Genomic DNA, 15,657 nt, shown 5'->3' with positions numbered 1-15,657 from the left:
TCGTTCGAACAAGCCAGGCCCTAGTCTGCCGCCAACGCGGCAGACCCAGGCGCTCTCCTTCCCTGCCTGAACTCAACCGCTGATTGGCATCACTGTCACCCGCACTTCCGGGTCATGGACACCGCCGCCCAGAATTACCCCGCGCAACGGCGACACATCGGAAAAATCCCTGCCCCACGCCAGACTGATGTGCTCCAGCGCCGGCTGTACGTTGTTGGTCGGATCGAAATCGACCCAGCCCAGCACCGGACAAAACACCGATACCCACGCGTGGGACGCATCGGCGCCGATCAAACGCGGCTGCCCCGGCGGCGGCTGGGTCAACAGGTAACCACTGACATAACGCGCCGACAATCCGCGCGAACGCAGACACGCCAGCATCAGGTGGGCGAAGTCCTGACAAACACCGCGACGACTTTCCAGCACTTCAACCAGAGGCGTCGCGACTTGCGTGGCTTCGTCGTCGAACGTGAATTCGCGGAAAATCTTCTCCATCAAGGCCTGAACACACAGCATCAACGGTGCGCCTAACGGGAAACACACAGCCGAAAAGTCAGCGAACGATTGCTTGAGGTGTACGTAAGGCGACTCGAAGCGATAACGACAGGCTTCGAGAATATCCGCCGACATCGGCTTGGCGTTGTAGGTCATGCCGTTGCGGGTCAGGTCCCAGGCGGGCGACTGATGGAAGTCCAGATGCGGACGCTTCAGCACTTCCACACGCAGACGTGCATTGACTTGCAATTCATCGTGCGGCCGCTCGAACGCCAGGCGGGTCAGCGGATTGCCAAACACATCGAGCTCGTCGCGACGGACCGTAGGGATCGGGCTGATCAGCAGTTGCTGTTCAGTACAGCGCAGCCACGGGCTGCGGCGCGGCCACAGATGCGCAAGCTGCTGCGCCAAAGAAACCGGGCTGTCGTACTTGTAATGGGTATCGTGGAGGATCTGGTAATGGGCGCTCATCAGACGGACACCGTGCGCTGGCTGACGTCGTCGACATGGGCGAAATGGCGCAAGGCCAGTCGATCCGACACCTGGCCGCTGGCTTCGCCAATGCTTTGCAGCAGATCAGCCAGCCCTTCGAGTACTGCATGCACGCTGCTTTCGCCAAACAATGGATTCTCCAGCGTACCAAGATCGAAACTCGACAGACGCCGCACCAACGTCCCGAGGCTCGCATCCCGTGGCGCGCCGAAGTCTTCGTTCAAGCGATTCAATGAGCGCGAGACCAGCTTGAGCTGGAACAACACGGCGTGGGGGTTCTGGTCGTCGAGCAGCAACAGGTCCAGCACCGGAATCAACTGCGGCACGGCCAGATAACGCGAGCGATAGGTGATGCTGCTGTTACCCAGTTCCAGCAACCATTCCAGCCCGGCCTGATCGGACACTGCGACACCGCGCAGGAACGCCGCCAGGCTATTGCTGAGAAACTTCAAGCGTTCGATACGCCGCCCCATCATCAGGAAGCGCCAGCCTTCGTCACGGGTCATGTCATCCAGCGCAAAGCCGGACAGCGCCGCCAGGGACATCACCAGACGGTTGAGGAAGTCCAGCAACTCGCCTAAATCCGGCTCCTCGCTTTCCAGGCTCATGGCTTCGCGTTGCAGCTCGACCAGCGCCTGCCAGTTTTCTCGGGAAAGCTTGCCGCGCACTTGCGAAGCGGCCCACTGCAAGCGTTGCAGATTGGAACGCAGGCTGAATGGCCAGTCGTCGCCCAGCAAGGCGGCCAGCAAGCGTTCGTGCAGCTCGCCGCCGTCTTCTTCGTCGGGAAGCAGGCCGAGGCTTTCGCCCAGCGCCACGGCGGCCTCAAGGGCGATTGGATCGTCGCCGTCCACATAACGCGCGAGGATGATGCGCAGCAATCGCGCGCTGTCATCGCAACGCTCGCAATAGCGCCCGAACCAGAACAGGTTTTCCACGACCCGCGACGGCAGGTAAGGATCCCGGCGAATCAAGTCATGCACGCCAAGGGTGCGCTGACTTTTCCAGGGCTCGCCGCCGTTGGAGCGGTCGCCCAGCACCCAGGTGTCCTTGCTGGCACCGCCGCGCTGCATCGACACCACATCGGCGTCAGCCTCAGCCGCGACACGGGTCAGGCCGCCCGGCAACACCCGATAGCCATCGGCGCTGGCCACGGCGTAGACGCGCATGCCGATGGCCCGCGGTTGCAGCTGTTCGCCGTCCGGCTGCCAGATCGGCGCGTGGGACAGCTGGGCCAATTCCTGAGCCACATAAGCGTAAGGACGCGCCTGCATGCGCAGCGCCAGGGCCACGCGCTGTTCCTCAGTCAGATCGCGGCCGAACACCGGCGCGAAGCTTTGTGAAGGAAACGCCGGCTTGATCAACAGCTCGGACATTTTTTCCAGCGCCTGGGCCAGCACCGGCGGCTCGCCGCACCACCAGGTCGCCACCGAGGGCAGAATCAGTTCTTCGCCAAACAGGTGCTGACAGATTTTCGGCAGGAAACCCAACAACCCCGGCGATTCCAGCACGCCGCTGCCCAATGCGTTGGCCACCAGCACCCGGCCCTGACGAACCGCTTCGAGCAAGCCAGGCACGCCCAGCGCCGAATCGGTACGCAATTCCAGTGGATCGCAGAAGTCATCGTCCAGACGGCGCATGATCGCGTGGACCCGCCGCAACCCGCTCAGGGTTTTCAGATAAACCGTGGCATCGCGCACCGTGAGGTCGCCGCCCTCTACCAGCGGATAACCCAACTGACGCGCCAGATACAAATGTTCGAAATAGCTTTCGTTGAAACGGCCGGGCGTCAGCACGACGACCAGCGGCGCTTCGCTGCTGGACGGCGCTTGCCGGGCAAGGGTGTCCTGCAAGGCACGGAAGAATCCCGACAGGTGCTGAACCTGCAAGTCGCGGTAGGTTTCCGGGAACGCCCTGGAAACGATCTGGCGGTTTTCCAGCGCATAGCCCGCACCCGACGGCGCCTGAGTCCGGTCGGCAGTCACCCACCAGCGGCCATCCGGCGTGCGCGCCAGATCCACGGCGTACATATGCAGAAAGATGCCTTCCGGCGGCACCACGCCCTGGCACGGCCAGAGAAAATTGTTATGGCCGAACACCAGTTCGGCGGGCAGCAGGCCATTGGCGATCAGGGTTTGCGGACCGTAAAGGTCCGCCAGCACCGCATTGAGCAGCCGCGCGCGCTGGGCAATGCCAGCAGCAACGTGCTGCCATTCATCAGCGGGGATCAAATGCGGCAGCAGGTCCAGCTCCCACGGCCGGTCTGCGCCTTTCGGATCGGCGTAGACGTTGTAGGTCACGCCGTTTTCCTGGATTTGCCGAGCCAACAGCGCCTGACGCTGGATCAGTTGCGCCGGAGTGCTGCGTTGCAGGTGCTCATATAAACGCTGCCAATGCGGGCGAACGGCCCCGTCAGGCTCAAGCATTTCATGATAAGTACCCGCAGAAAGCGGGTAGCGGTCAAGCAAATCGGGCATGGAAGGCTCGGCAGAGACTAAAGAATTCAGATTAGCGCAGGCACGCAACATGCCGACGACTATAGTCATCGGCAGGTTACCGCGCGGGCATTAACACTTTTAGTGCAGACGCATATCCAGCGTCATGGGCAGTTCGTCATTGATGGTCAGCAGCGGCACTTCCAGTTTGCCGGGGGTGTGGCCGATCCTGAAGAATCGCGCCAGGCGCCGGCTTTCCGCTTCGTTGGCGTTGACCGGCAAGGTTTCGTAGTTACGACCACCAGGATGCGCGACATGATACTCGCAGCCGCCCAGTGAGCGCTGCATCCATGTATCAACCAGGTCAAATACCAGCGGCGCATGGACAGGAATAGTCGGTTGCAGGCAATTGGCGGGTTGCCAGGCGCGATAACGCACGCCTGCGACGAACTCGCCGACGCGACCGGTCGGCTGCAAAGGCACCGGAATGCCATTGCAGGTCAGCAGGTAACGCTGCGGTGGCAGGCCGTTGATTTTCACCTGCAAGCGCTCAAGGGACGAATCCACATAGCGCACCGCGCCGCCCGCCGCACCTTCTTCACCCAGCACATGCCAAGGCTCAAGCGCCTGACGCAGTTCCAGTTCGATGCCGCTTACCGCGTAATCGCCGACTTTCGGGAAACGGAATTCCAGATGCGCCGCGAACCACTCGGCCCGCAGCGGATAACCCGCGCCGTTGAGTTCGACGATGACGTCGGCAAAGTCTTGCTCGATGAAGTGCGGCAGCATGAAGCGGTCATGCAGCTGCGTACCCCAGCGCGCCAGCTTGGCGGGTGCGTATGGCTCGCGCCAGAAACGCGCGACCAACGCGCGCAACAGCAGTTGCTGCGCCAGGCTCATGCGCGCGTGGGGCGGCATCTCGAAAGCGCGCAGTTCCAGCAATCCTAACCGGCCGGTAGCGCCATCGGGGGAATACAGTTTGTCGACGCAGAATTCGGCGCGGTGCGTGTTGCCCGTCACGTCGATCAGCAGGTTACGCAGCAGGCGATCCACCAGCCACGGCGCGACTGCTTCGCCCGGCTTGGGCATTTGCGCGAAGGCAATTTCCATCTCGTACAGTGAATCGTTGCGTGCTTCGTCGACCCGCGGCGCCTGGGAAGTCGGGCCAATGAACAGCCCGGAAAACAGGTATGACAGCGATGGATGGTTATGCCAGTAACTAAGCAGGCTGCGCAGCACATCCGGCCGCCGCAGGAACGGCGAGTCGGCTGGCGTGGCGCCGCCCATGACGAAGTGGTTGCCGCCACCGGTACCGGTGTGACGCCCGTCGATCATGAATTTCTCGGTGGTCAGGCGCGTCAGACGCGCTTGTTCGTAGAGAAACTCGGTGCGCTCGACCAGCTCGTCCCAGGTGGCCGACGGCTGCACGTTGACTTCGATGACGCCCGGATCCGGCGTGATCCGGAAATTGGCCAGACGCGGATCGCTCGGCGGCTCGTAGCCTTCCAGCAAAATCGGGCAATGCAGCTCTTCAGCGCTGGCTTCGACCGCAGCGACCAGCTCCAGATAATCTTCAAGCTTCTCCAGCGGCGGCATGAACACATACAGCCGCCCGTCCCGCGCTTCGGCGCACAGCGCGGTACGGGTCAGCCAATCGGCGGACTCGTCGATCTTCGGTTCGCGCTCGGCGTTGGCGTCCGGCTGCTCGGTCAGGCCGCTGAGTTGCGACTGAACCTGGGCGCTGCCCGGCAACTCAGGGAAATCCTGGTTGTGGTCGGTGGGATGAATGAACGGATATTCCGCCGCCTTGACCCACGGCTGGGAAGCCAGCGGCAGACGATAGCCCAGCGCCGAATCACCCGGCACCAACCGGCAATGGTTGTCGCGCAGGTACCAGCGACCGCTCTGCCAGCGATCCCCGGCGGCATTGCGCGCCAACGGCAGCACCTGGCCGATGATCTTGTCCAGGCCCTGAGCGAAGACTTTACGCAACCGCGCACGCTCCAGCTCATCGCCGAGCCGCGAATCCTCGGCGCTGACGTTGACCGGCAGCGCACCTTCGCGCCACAGGTAATAGAAATTGTCTTCGTAGGCCGGGAAGACAAAGCGTTCCGGCAGCTTCAGGCGCTCGGCGACGCTGGTCAGAAAGCGCCCCGCCAGCTCGCCGGTCGCGCCGTAATCCTGGCTTTCATCGGCGATCAACGCGTTGTTGTGCCAGACCGGTTGCCCGTCCTTGCGCCAGAAGCAGTTCAGCGACCAGCGCGGTAGTTGTTCGCCCGGATACCATTTGCCCTGGCCGAAATGCACGATGCCCAGCGGCGCGTAATGTTTGCGCATGCGCTGAAACAGCTCGGCGGACAGCTCGCGCTTTTTCGGCCCTAGCGCAGCGGTGTTCCATTCATCGCCGTCGCGGTCGTCGATGGACACGAACGTCGGCTCGCCGCCCATGGTCAGGCGCACGTCATCGCGAACCAGATCGCTGTCGATCTGCCGCCCGAGGGCCTGAATCGCCAGCCATTGCTCTTCGCTGTAAGGTTTGGTGACGCGCGGCGCTTCCCAGATGCGCTCCACGGACATTTCGTGCATGAACTCGGTTTCGCACGGCTCCACCAGGCCGCTGATCGGCGCGGCGGAGGAAGGCTCCGGGCTGCACGCCAACGGAATATGGCCTTCGCCAGCAAACAGCCCGGACGTGGCATCAAGCCCGACCCAACCGGCGCCGGGCAAATACACTTCACACCAGGCGTGCAGATCAGTGAAGTCCACATCGGTGCCGGACGGCCCGTCGAGGGCTTCGACGTCAGCCTTGAGCTGAATCAGATAACCCGAGACGAAACGCGCTGCCATACCCAGATGACGCAGCAACTGCACCAGCAACCACGCCGAGTCGCGGCAGGAGCCGGAAGCGTTGTCGAGGGTGAACTCCGGGGTTTGCACGCCGGGCTCCATGCGAATCAGGTAATCGATGTCCTGGCTCAGGCGCTGGTTCAGGCCCACCAGAAAATCGATGGCAGGCAGCGGCGTGCGGTCGATGCTCGCCAGATACGCGGCAAATCGCGGTGTCAGCGGCAGCGTTTCCAGATAGGGCGCAAGTTCGCGCTGCTCGTCGCTGGCATAGAAGAACGGGATCTTCTCGGCGTAAGGCTCAAGGAAAAAGTCGAACGGGTTGAATACCGCCATTTCGGCGACCAGATCGACTTCAACCCGCAACTCGCTGGTCTTCTCCGGGAAAACCAGACGCGCCAGATAGTTGCCTTGGGGGTCTTGCTGCCAGTTGATGAAGTGGTTTTCAGGCAAGACTTTCAGGGAATAGGACAAAACCCGGGTGCGACTATGAGCTGCCGGACGCAGGCGAACAATCTGCGGCCCCAGTTCCACCGCTCGGTCGTAGCGGTAATGCGTGACGTGGTGCAAGGCAATATGAATCGACACGGCGTGCCTCCTGCGAGCCTGGACGGTAATGCAACCGCGCAAGACTTATGCCATCCGGGCAAATACGGCGGTTGCGCGAGACAACGGCAGACCAAAGCACCATTAAAGCGCTCACCCTGCCCTGCGGTGCAAGCGTTGCACAGAAAAAGAGCGGGCGGAGTGAATTTTTCAAGTGTGTCAGACCGGGAGAGACCCGTAGGAGCGAATTCATTCGCGAGAAATTTGCCAGGCGCCGCAGATTTAACATCTGCACAGGCGCCCTCCCGGATAAATCCGGTCCTACGGATCCGGTAGAAGCGAAAATCTAATACGGCTTACGCCGCCTACTAATAACTGTAGCGAACGACAATTGAGTCTTCACCTGCCGGAGCTCCCTGATTTTTTCCGCCTTTGACCGTATGTCGAAAAGTGAATCTCGCATATTTGTCAAAACTGTATTTATTAAAATACTCAGTAGCATCCGAAGAGTTCGGCGAAATATCACGACAATCATCATAATTAGAACTAGCAGGTTTGGTGTAGCAAATCTGAACCGTTTCATTCATGTTGTCAGGATAATAGGTCGTCCTCCAACTGATGCCCTTGAGCTTCTTCGGAGCAAAACGATGTGAGCTCGGAAAGTCAAAACTCATCATTGAAAATTGCGCCAGACCAATACCGGCTTTGGCAACTACAATTCGAGTCGGCGCTGCAGACTTACTAATGAATTCATCTGCAGCAAAGCTATTAACGGACAAAAGAGCAAGCGTAATTACTAGTATTTTTTTCATGGGTCAATCCTTATTTTTGTGGTTGATGACCCGCAGCTTACTCAACAGCTTGAGCAGTGCGACATACATATGTATGCCTGATAAAACTCTTGGGCACTTACCAACGAACTGTGAATGCCGGCCCTACATTTTCCCAAGCCACTCCCATAGACTTACAAGCCGGCCCGACACTCCGGGATGGCGCTCATTACCGGACCATTGTCGTAGTATCTCCAGTCCGCTTTTGGCTCGCACCAGTTCAAGGTGCGGGCGAACCGCCTCTCCGGTAAATTCTTCCAACGTATAACCAAGAGCTCGCCCCTTTTCGGTGAGGCGCCTCACTCCATTTTCAGTGATGAAATCCGGCTCCGGTAAATGGAGCCTCACCGTACTTGAAGTCGTCATCACGTAATACTCCTCCCTTGGCTTAGGTACATAGGTAGCGAACTGGTTCTCTAGAGAATCGACAGTGTGGGATTCAGCGGAGAACTTGGTCACCACATGCTCCATGAATCCAAAATACCCTGAATTATTGATCGCACCAAAGCTTGGATCCAGAATATGCCGCAAAAATCCTTGATCAAACCGGGTGCTATTTATTGCCGACCCATTCAGCACTCGCGATGCGATAACGGTGTCTTGCTCAGTGAAGCTTATAGTTTTTTGCCAACCTTGAAGATCATAGCTATTCCCGTTAAACCCTCCAAGAAAACGACCATTACCAAATTGTCGGTAGTGTCCAATATTCCAAGCGATGCGATCGACGTATGCCATGTCAACATCCTTGTCCTGTACATACGCATAGATATCAGAAAGCAGTTGGCGATCATTTTTAGTGAGGAAGTCATCGCTCGAATGACAGAGGTGCGTAAAGGTCAATCCCCCCGTAGAGTCCATGACTGGCGGCTCACGCCCGCCGAACAAGCGATCCAGCATTATCTGCCGGCCACGGGCATCGATCGTTGACTCATCCGACTTGGACACCCGGGCAAACGCTGTTTCAGGAAGCAGTCCTCGGACCATCTCCATAGGGCTGGCCGCGCGTACTTGCGTGATTGGCGTATCGCTTGAATCGAGAGCGATTTTGCCCAAGAGATCGTCCGCATAACCGGTCGGATACTGCGCTTGCTCGATAACGGCGAGCGACTTGAAGTGAGCAAGCGCCTCGCCGAGAAATCCCGTCATTTTGCCCGTCGAGCTGTACTCGTCCAACACCCGCGTCGCCGCACTCTGGCGCCAGAGCTGCTCCTGTCTGGCGGTTTCCTGCCAGGCTGACACACGCTCTGCAACGGTGAACTCGCCGTGCTCAGCATAGGTAATCAGCGCCAGCTGATCCCGAGGCATGCCTTCAAACGAACTACTGTCCACGCCGCCGACGCTACCCGATAGCTCGGTTAATACTTGCGAAGCTTTCTGGCCAAGAGATTGCGGGTCAAGCGCTGAATCCCTTATCTGCGCCCGCGCCGCAGCTGCGCCGAGCTGGCGCGCCAACGATGAAACAGAGCTGTCGCGAGGCGTATGGCTAGCAGGTGTCGTTTCAGCACTCGCGGATACCGAGACCTGAGGATTACCCACCGCACGGGTGGCAACAGGCTGATTGCTCAAGGGATTGTTAAGACTGTTGATGATGACCACGGCGACTCTCCCCGACTCAGGCAGCTAGCAGTACTAGCGCTTTCAATGAAGAAATCGAGGGTAGGGATTCATCGCTTTGCTGGATGCTGGAAGAGCGCAGACATCGTGTGTGAAATGTCTTAGTTCTCTGTCAGTGTCTGCTGACCTGTCGCCGTCAGGACATAAAAATCAGAACGCTGAAATGCAAAACGCCAACCCGGAGGTTGGCGTTATGCATTTCAGGCGAACACTATCAGCGGGGAACAGCCGGCTTGCGTTTCGGCGGTTTCGGGCCTTTGCCCTTGGCCGCGTCAATCCGATCCTTGGCCGCCTGCTTGTTGCGGACCATTGCGGCCGCTTTGGCTTCTTCACGCTTGTCCCAAGGCTTGCTGCCATCGCTGGCGCGCGGCGGCAGTCCGGTATGCTGGGTCTGGATCAGCGTGGTCTTCGGCGCTTTAGGGCTAGCGACTTTATGACTACCGGCTGGCGTCGAGTTCTTGCGACGCGCGCTCTGATAACCCTCGGTGGCGGGCTGATGGGCCGGAATCAGCTGATCCTTGCCCGAACCGATCAGGTCGGCACGGCCCATGCGGATCAATGCTTCGCGCAGCACCGGCCAGCCTTTCGGATCGTGATAGCGCAGGAACGCCTTGTGCAAGCGGCGCTGGTCCTCGCTCTTGACGATGGTCACCGAATCGCTCTTGTAGGTCACTTTGCGCAGCGGGTTCTTGCCCGAGTGATACATGGCGGTCGCGGTCGCCATTGGCGACGGATAGAACGCCTGCACCTGATCGGCGCGGAAACCGTTGCCCTTGAGCCACAGGGCGAGGTTCATCATGTCTTCATCGGTGGTGCCCGGGTGGGCCGCAATGAAGTAAGGAATCAGGTACTGCTCCTTGCCTGCTTCCTTGGTGTACTTCTCGAACATGCGCTTGAACTTGTCATAGCTGCCAATGCCCGGCTTCATCATCTGGTTGAGCGGACCTTCCTCGGTGTGTTCCGGGGCGATCTTCAGGTAGCCACCGACGTGGTGGGTGACCAGTTCCTTGACGTATTCCGGCGACTCGACCGCAAGGTCATAGCGCAGGCCGGAAGCGATCAGGATCTTCTTCACACCGGGCAAGGCACGAGCGCTGCGGTACAGCTGGATCAGCGCCGAGTGATCGGTGTTCAGGTTCGGGCAGATGCCAGGGAACACGCAAGACGGCTTGCGGCACGCGGATTCGATTTCCGGGCTCTTGCAGGCAATGCGATACATGTTCGCGGTCGGCCCGCCCAGATCGGAAATGACGCCGGTAAAACCCGGGACCTTGTCGCGAATTTCTTCGATTTCGCGAATGATCGATTCTTCGGAACGGTTCTGGATGATGCGACCTTCGTGCTCGGTGATCGAGCAGAAGGTACAGCCACCGAAGCAGCCGCGCATGATGTTCACCGAGAAGCGAATCATGTCGTAGGCGGGAATCTTTTCCTTGCCGTACGCAGGATGCGGGACACGTGCGTAAGGCATGCCGAACACGTAGTCCATTTCGTCAGTGGTCATCGGAATCGGCGGCGGGTTGAACCAGACGTCGACTTCGCCATGCTTTTGAACCAGAGCGCGAGCGTTGCCCGGGTTGGTTTCAAGGTGCAACACCCGGTTAGCGTGGGCATAGAGCACCGAGTCGGCGCGGACTTTTTCCATGGACGGCAAACGAATGACGGTCTTGTCGCGCGTCATGCGTGGGCTGGCCAGGATCTGCACGACCTTGGCTTCGTTCGGGTCTTCAACCGGACCTTTGTCCTGCTCGATGGCGCAGGCTTCGGTGTCCTGAGTATTGACGTACGGGTTGATGATCTTGTCGATCTTGCCCGGACGGTCGATACGCGTGGAGTCCACTTCGTACCAGCCAGCGGGCGTGTCGCGACGAATGAACGCAGTGCCGCGCACATCGGTGATGTCTTCGATCTTGTGCCCGTAGGACAAGCGCTGGGCGACTTCGACAATCGCTCGTTCGGCGTTACCGTACAACAGAATATCGGCGCAGGCGTCGATCAGGATCGAGTTGCGAACCTTGTCCTGCCAGTAATCGTAATGCGCGATACGGCGCAGCGAAGCCTCGATACCGCCGAGCACGATCGGCACATGCTTGTAGGCTTCCTTGCAGCGCTGGCTGTAAACCAGGCTCGCGCGGTCCGGACGCTTGCCGGCCATGCCGCCAGGCGTGTAAGCGTCGTCGGAACGGATTTTCTTGTCTGCGGTGTAGCGGTTGATCATCGAGTCCATGTTGCCCGCAGCGACGCCGAAAAACAGATTCGGCTCGCCGAGCTTCATGAAGTCGTCTTTGGACTGCCAGTTCGGCTGGGCGATGATCCCCACGCGGAAGCCTTGCGACTCCAGCAGCCGGCCAATGATCGCCATACCAAAAGACGGGTGATCCACGTACGCATCACCGGTAACGATGATGATGTCGCAGGAATCCCAGCCAAGTTGATCCATTTCTTCCCGGCTCATCGGCAGGAAAGGCGCTGGTCCGAAACATTCGGCCCAGTACTTGGGATAGTCAAATAACGGCTTGGCTGCTTGCATGTCGATGACCGGTGTTGGTGTGCAGGAAGGCGATTCGCGTTGGTAAAAATCGCGGTCGCGGAATATAGCACAAAATTTGATCAAGTCCGACGGTGGTGGTCGGATTTGATTGACTGATGGAGGGGCTGCGTTTAGCCCGTGGGACCGGCTTTAGCCGGGAAGGCGATATTCCTGAGGCAGAACTGCGCCGGATGTACCGGCCTCTTCCCGGCTAAAGCCGGTCCCACGAGTGATCTCCTTTAATTCAAATTACTCGTCGTCGAAGTTATAACTGCCCGGCGCGAGGTTTTCGAAACGCGTGTACTTGCCGATGAACGCCAGCCGCGTAGTGCCGATCGGGCCGTTACGCTGCTTGCCGATGATGATTTCGGCGATGCCCTTGTGCTCGGTTTCCGGGTGGTACACCTCGTCCCGGTAGACGAACATGATGACGTCAGCATCCTGCTCGATCGCTCCGGATTCGCGCAAGTCGGAGTTGATCGGGCGTTTGTTCGGGCGCTGCTCCAGGGAACGGTTGAGCTGCGAGAGCGCAACCACCGGGCAGTTGAATTCCTTGGCCAGGGCTTTCAACGAGCGGGAAATCTCGGAAATCTCGTTGGTGCGGTTATCGCCGCCGGAACCCGGAATCTGCATCAATTGCAGGTAGTCGATCATGATCAGCGCGATGTCGCCGTGCTCACGCACCAGTCGGCGGGTACGCGCGCGCATTTCCGAAGGGCTGATGCCTGCCGTATCGTCGATAAACAACTTGCGATCATTGAGCAGGTTGACCGCCGAGGTCAGGCGCGGCCAATCGTCGTCTTCCAGGCGACCGGCGCGGACCTTGGTCTGGTCGATGCGGCCCAGCGAAGAAAGCATACGCATGATCAGCGATTCGCCTGGCATCTCCAGCGAGTAGACCAGAACCGCCTTGTCGCTGCGCAGCACCGCGTTTTCCACGAGGTTCATGGCGAAGGTGGTTTTACCCATCGACGGACGACCGGCGACGATCACCAGGTCGGACGGCTGCAGGCCGCTGGTCATGCCATCCAGGTCGGTGTAACCGGTGGACAAACCGGTGATGGCGTTATCGGTATTGAACAGGGTATCGATGCGGTCGATGGCCTTGGTCAACAGGTCAGTGACGCTGACCGGGCCGCCCGTCTTCGGCCGCGCCTCGGCAATCTGGAAGATCTGCCGCTCGGCCTCGTCAAGAATCTCGGCGGCGTTACGGCCTTCCGGGTTGAAGGCGCTGTCAGCGATTTCCGTGCTGATGCTGATCAGCTGACGCAAGGTCGCACGCTCGCGGACGATCTGGGCATACGCCTTGATGTTGGCGACCGACGGAATGTTTTTCGCCAGTTCACTGAGGTAACCCAGACCGCCGACCTGGGAAGTCTGACCTTCCTTGTCCAGCTGTTCGGCAAGGGTAACCACGTCGATGGGCATGTTCTGATCGGCCAGACGCGCAATGGCCCGGAAGATCAAACGGTGGTCATGTCGATAGAAATCGCCGTCCGATACTTGATCGAGCACGCGTTCCCAGGCGTTGTTGTCCAGCATCAAGCCACCGAGCACAGCCTGTTCGGCTTCGATGGAATGCGGCGGCACCTTCAGGGCGGCGGTTTGCAGATCGTATTGCTCAGGTGCGGAGATATCGTTCATGACCACTCAGAATCAGGGGTTGTGAAAAACCAGGGTACAGAAAGACAAAGGGCACGACCTGAAAACAGGTCGTGCCCGATGTTAATCCTCTAGCGAGCAAGTCGCCAGATGATCACGTACTGCTTAAGCAGCTACCACAACAACGCGTACGGTTGCTTCTACGTCGCTGTGCAGGTGCACGGCTACGTCGAATTCGCCAACGTTGCGGATAGTGCCGTTCGGCAGACGAACTTCGCTTTTTGCAACTTCAACGCCAGAGGCGGTCAGTGCATCAGCGATGTCGTGGGTGCCGATCGAACCGAACAGCTTGCCTTCGTCACCGGCGGTGGCAGTGATAGTCACTTCCAGCTCAGCCAGTTGGGCAGCGCGAGTTTCGGCAGAAGCTTTTTTGTCTGCAGCCAGTTTTTCCAGCTCGGCACGACGCTCTTCGAACGCTGCAATGTTGGCAGCGGTCGCGGCGGTAGCTTTACCGTATGGCAGCAGATAGTTACGACCGTAACCGGCCTTAACATTCACTTTGTCGCCCAGGTTGCCCAGGTTGGCGACTTTTTCCAGAAGGATCAGTTGCATGTGAAAATCCTCTTAACTTTTAACCTTCACCGTTCGCAGGGCCATTACCGGCGTCTTTCGACGCCAGGCGTCCGCGAAAATCAATCAGGCTGTCGACAATGGCTAACAACGCCAGCAACGGATAGATCAGCTGCATGAATACCAGCAGCGTTATGTACATCCCCACCAGCCAGAACTTGGCCAGTCGCTTTTCAGCCACCAACCCGTGCATCAGGGCCAGCCCGGCGAATACCAGCGGTACGCTGCACAACGGTGTCAACATCGCTGCCTGCGAACCGAAATTCGGTCCTACAAGCATGCACACCAGCAGCATCAACGCCGATACCAGCGGGAGTCTCACGGCGCGAAACTCGCGCCCGAAACCTCCAGGGTTGTACAACAACGCTTGCCAGTAGCGCCCGATAATCAGGCTCAACACACTGACGATTTGCAACAAGGCCGCTATCAGGCCGTTCAGGACCGGTGCAATCAATGATCCCAGGCGCGCTCGCTCTTCTACGGACATCTGATCGTAGAGTCCCGAGAGCATCGCCGGCAGGTGTTTCTGCAACTCCTGCGACATCGCCTCAATGGGTTCGCGGAAAACCGCGCCCAGAATCACTGCATACAACAGACCCAGTGCCACGCTGGCCAGCAGCGTACGAACCCAGGACTCGCTGGCGCGAAGAACCATCGCCAACCCCAGCGAACCTGCCAACACCATGAAGGTGCGAGGTTCACCGAGATACCACCAGACCAAGGCCGGCAGCAGAGCCCAGGCCAGGACGCCAAACGCGTCTCTGAACCCGCGCCGCAGGAGCACAAGGCAACCTGCAGCAGCACTCAACCAGAACAACAACGGCAATGCCGCACAACCAACCACTACGAGAGTGGCCTGCACGCGGCCGCGCATGATGAATTCAGCCATGGCGCGCATGCGTCTATCCTTACTACTTAGTCGACTGCCCGGTCTCAGCGGCCGTGGCTGTCGGTGTAGGCCAGCAGGGCCAGGAAGCGGGCACGCTTGATAGCGGTGGCCAGCTGACGCTGATAACGTGCTTTTGTACCAGTGATACGGCTTGGAACGATTTTGCCGGTCTCGGATACGTATGCTTTCAGAGTGTTGAGATCTTTGTAATCGATCTCCTTCACGTCTTCAGCGGTGAAGCGGCAGAATTTACGACGACGGAAGAAACGTGCCATGTAATTGGCTCCTCAAAAGGTCCGTGGATTACTCGTCAGCGTTATCGCTGGCGTCGCTGTTGTCACCGTCATCGCCATCGGCGCTGTCGGAGTGCTCAGGACGGTCACGACGCTCACGGCGCTCGCTGCGGTTTTCTTCGGCCTTGAGCATCTCGGACTGACCAGTTACGGCTTCGTCGCGACGGATGACCAGGTTACGGATCACGGCATCGTTGTAACGGAAGTTGTCTTCCAGTTCAGCCAAGGCCTTACCGGTGCATTCAACGTTCAGCATCACGTAGTGAGCCTTGTGAACATTGTTGATTGCATAGGCCAGTTGACGACGGCCCCAATCTTCCAGACGGTGGATTTTGCCGCCGTCTTCTTCGATCAGCTTGGTATAACGCTCAACCATGCCGCCGACTTGCTCGCTTTGATCCGGGTGGACCAAAAAGATGATTTCGTAATGACGCATGAATGCTCCTTACGGGTTGTAGCC

The 15,657-nt window shown here is 59.0% G+C and carries 11 protein-coding genes; all 11 read right to left on the bottom strand.

Translation table 11 applies throughout. The features are described 5' to 3' along the window. Nucleotides 1-72 precede the first annotated feature (72 nt). The 11 genes from ACP7E4_RS21845 to rpsF all read right to left on the bottom strand — a co-directional run bounded on the left by ACP7E4_RS21845 (nt 73) and on the right by rpsF (nt 15,633). Nucleotides 73-966, bottom strand: a complete 894-nt coding sequence (locus tag ACP7E4_RS21845; protein WP_426117615.1) for a transglutaminase family protein — start codon at nt 964-966, stop codon at nt 73-75. Further along, complete coding sequence (locus ACP7E4_RS21840; RefSeq protein ID WP_426117616.1) at nt 966-3,461, bottom strand: circularly permuted type 2 ATP-grasp protein; 2,496 nt, start codon at nt 3,459-3,461, stop codon at nt 966-968. The genes ACP7E4_RS21845 and ACP7E4_RS21840 overlap by 1 nt, the downstream gene beginning before the upstream one ends. A 99-nt stretch (nt 3,462-3,560) precedes the next feature. Continuing rightward, nucleotides 3,561-6,851 carry a DUF2126 domain-containing protein gene (locus ACP7E4_RS21835; protein WP_426117617.1) on the bottom strand — a complete coding sequence of 1,097 codons (3,291 nt, stop codon included), beginning with the start codon at nt 6,849-6,851 and terminating at the stop codon, nt 3,561-3,563. A 326-nt stretch (nt 6,852-7,177) separates the two neighbouring features. Further along, nucleotides 7,178-7,621 (bottom strand): hypothetical protein, encoded by a 444-nt coding sequence (locus ACP7E4_RS21830; RefSeq protein ID WP_426117618.1) that lies wholly within the window; start codon nt 7,619-7,621, stop codon nt 7,178-7,180. Nucleotides 7,622-7,744: 123 nt separating this feature from the next. Beyond that, complete coding sequence (locus ACP7E4_RS21825) at nt 7,745-9,235, bottom strand: hypothetical protein (protein WP_426117619.1); 1,491 nt, start codon at nt 9,233-9,235, stop codon at nt 7,745-7,747. Between the two features lie 232 nt (nt 9,236-9,467). Further along, a complete protein-coding gene (locus ACP7E4_RS21820) occupies nt 9,468-11,783 on the bottom strand; it encodes a YgiQ family radical SAM protein (RefSeq protein ID WP_426117620.1) in 2,316 nt (771 codons plus the stop codon). Nucleotides 11,784-12,032: 249 nt separating this feature from the next. Then, nucleotides 12,033-13,427, bottom strand: coding sequence for a replicative DNA helicase (gene dnaB / locus ACP7E4_RS21815; RefSeq protein ID WP_020293666.1), 1,395 nt, complete (start codon nt 13,425-13,427; stop codon nt 12,033-12,035). A 123-nt stretch (nt 13,428-13,550) separates the two neighbouring features. Further along, nucleotides 13,551-13,997, bottom strand: a complete 447-nt coding sequence (gene rplI / locus ACP7E4_RS21810; RefSeq protein WP_020293665.1) for a 50S ribosomal protein L9 — start codon at nt 13,995-13,997, stop codon at nt 13,551-13,553. 19 nt (nt 13,998-14,016) lie between these two features. Next, nucleotides 14,017-14,913 (bottom strand): hypothetical protein, encoded by an 897-nt coding sequence (locus ACP7E4_RS21805; protein WP_426117621.1) that lies wholly within the window; start codon nt 14,911-14,913, stop codon nt 14,017-14,019. 35 nt (nt 14,914-14,948) lie between these two features. Further along, entirely contained in the window at nt 14,949-15,179 is a 231-nt protein-coding gene (rpsR, locus tag ACP7E4_RS21800) for a 30S ribosomal protein S18 (protein ID WP_002551829.1), read from the bottom strand. A 28-nt stretch (nt 15,180-15,207) separates the two neighbouring features. Then, entirely contained in the window at nt 15,208-15,633 is a 426-nt protein-coding gene (rpsF, locus tag ACP7E4_RS21795) for a 30S ribosomal protein S6 (RefSeq protein WP_020293663.1), read from the bottom strand. Nucleotides 15,634-15,657: the final 24 nt, after the last annotated feature.

The sequence above is a fragment of the Pseudomonas sp. DSP3-2-3 genome (assembly GCF_049898225.1).
Classification (GTDB): domain Bacteria; phylum Pseudomonadota; class Gammaproteobacteria; order Pseudomonadales; family Pseudomonadaceae; genus Aquipseudomonas.
This window is presented reverse-complemented; position numbering and strand designations above follow the sequence as displayed.

Coding starts and splice junctions, on each gene's coding strand:
- rpsF (WP_020293663.1), bottom strand. CDS start 15,633: ATGCGTCATTACGAAATCATCTTTTTGGTCCACCCGGATCAAAGCGAG.
- dnaB (WP_020293666.1), bottom strand. CDS start 13,427: ATGAACGATATCTCCGCACCTGAGCAATACGATCTGCAAACCGCCGCC.
- ACP7E4_RS21830 (WP_426117618.1), bottom strand. CDS start 7,621: ATGAAAAAAATACTAGTAATTACGCTTGCTCTTTTGTCCGTTAATAGC.
- ACP7E4_RS21820 (WP_426117620.1), bottom strand. CDS start 11,783: ATGCAAGCAGCCAAGCCGTTATTTGACTATCCCAAGTACTGGGCCGAA.
- ACP7E4_RS21840 (WP_426117616.1), bottom strand. CDS start 3,461: ATGCCCGATTTGCTTGACCGCTACCCGCTTTCTGCGGGTACTTATCAT.
- ACP7E4_RS21845 (WP_426117615.1), bottom strand. CDS start 966: ATGAGCGCCCATTACCAGATCCTCCACGATACCCATTACAAGTACGAC.
- ACP7E4_RS21805 (WP_426117621.1), bottom strand. CDS start 14,913: ATGCGCGCCATGGCTGAATTCATCATGCGCGGCCGCGTGCAGGCCACT.
- rpsR (WP_002551829.1), bottom strand. CDS start 15,179: ATGGCACGTTTCTTCCGTCGTCGTAAATTCTGCCGCTTCACCGCTGAA.
- rplI (WP_020293665.1), bottom strand. CDS start 13,997: ATGCAACTGATCCTTCTGGAAAAAGTCGCCAACCTGGGCAACCTGGGC.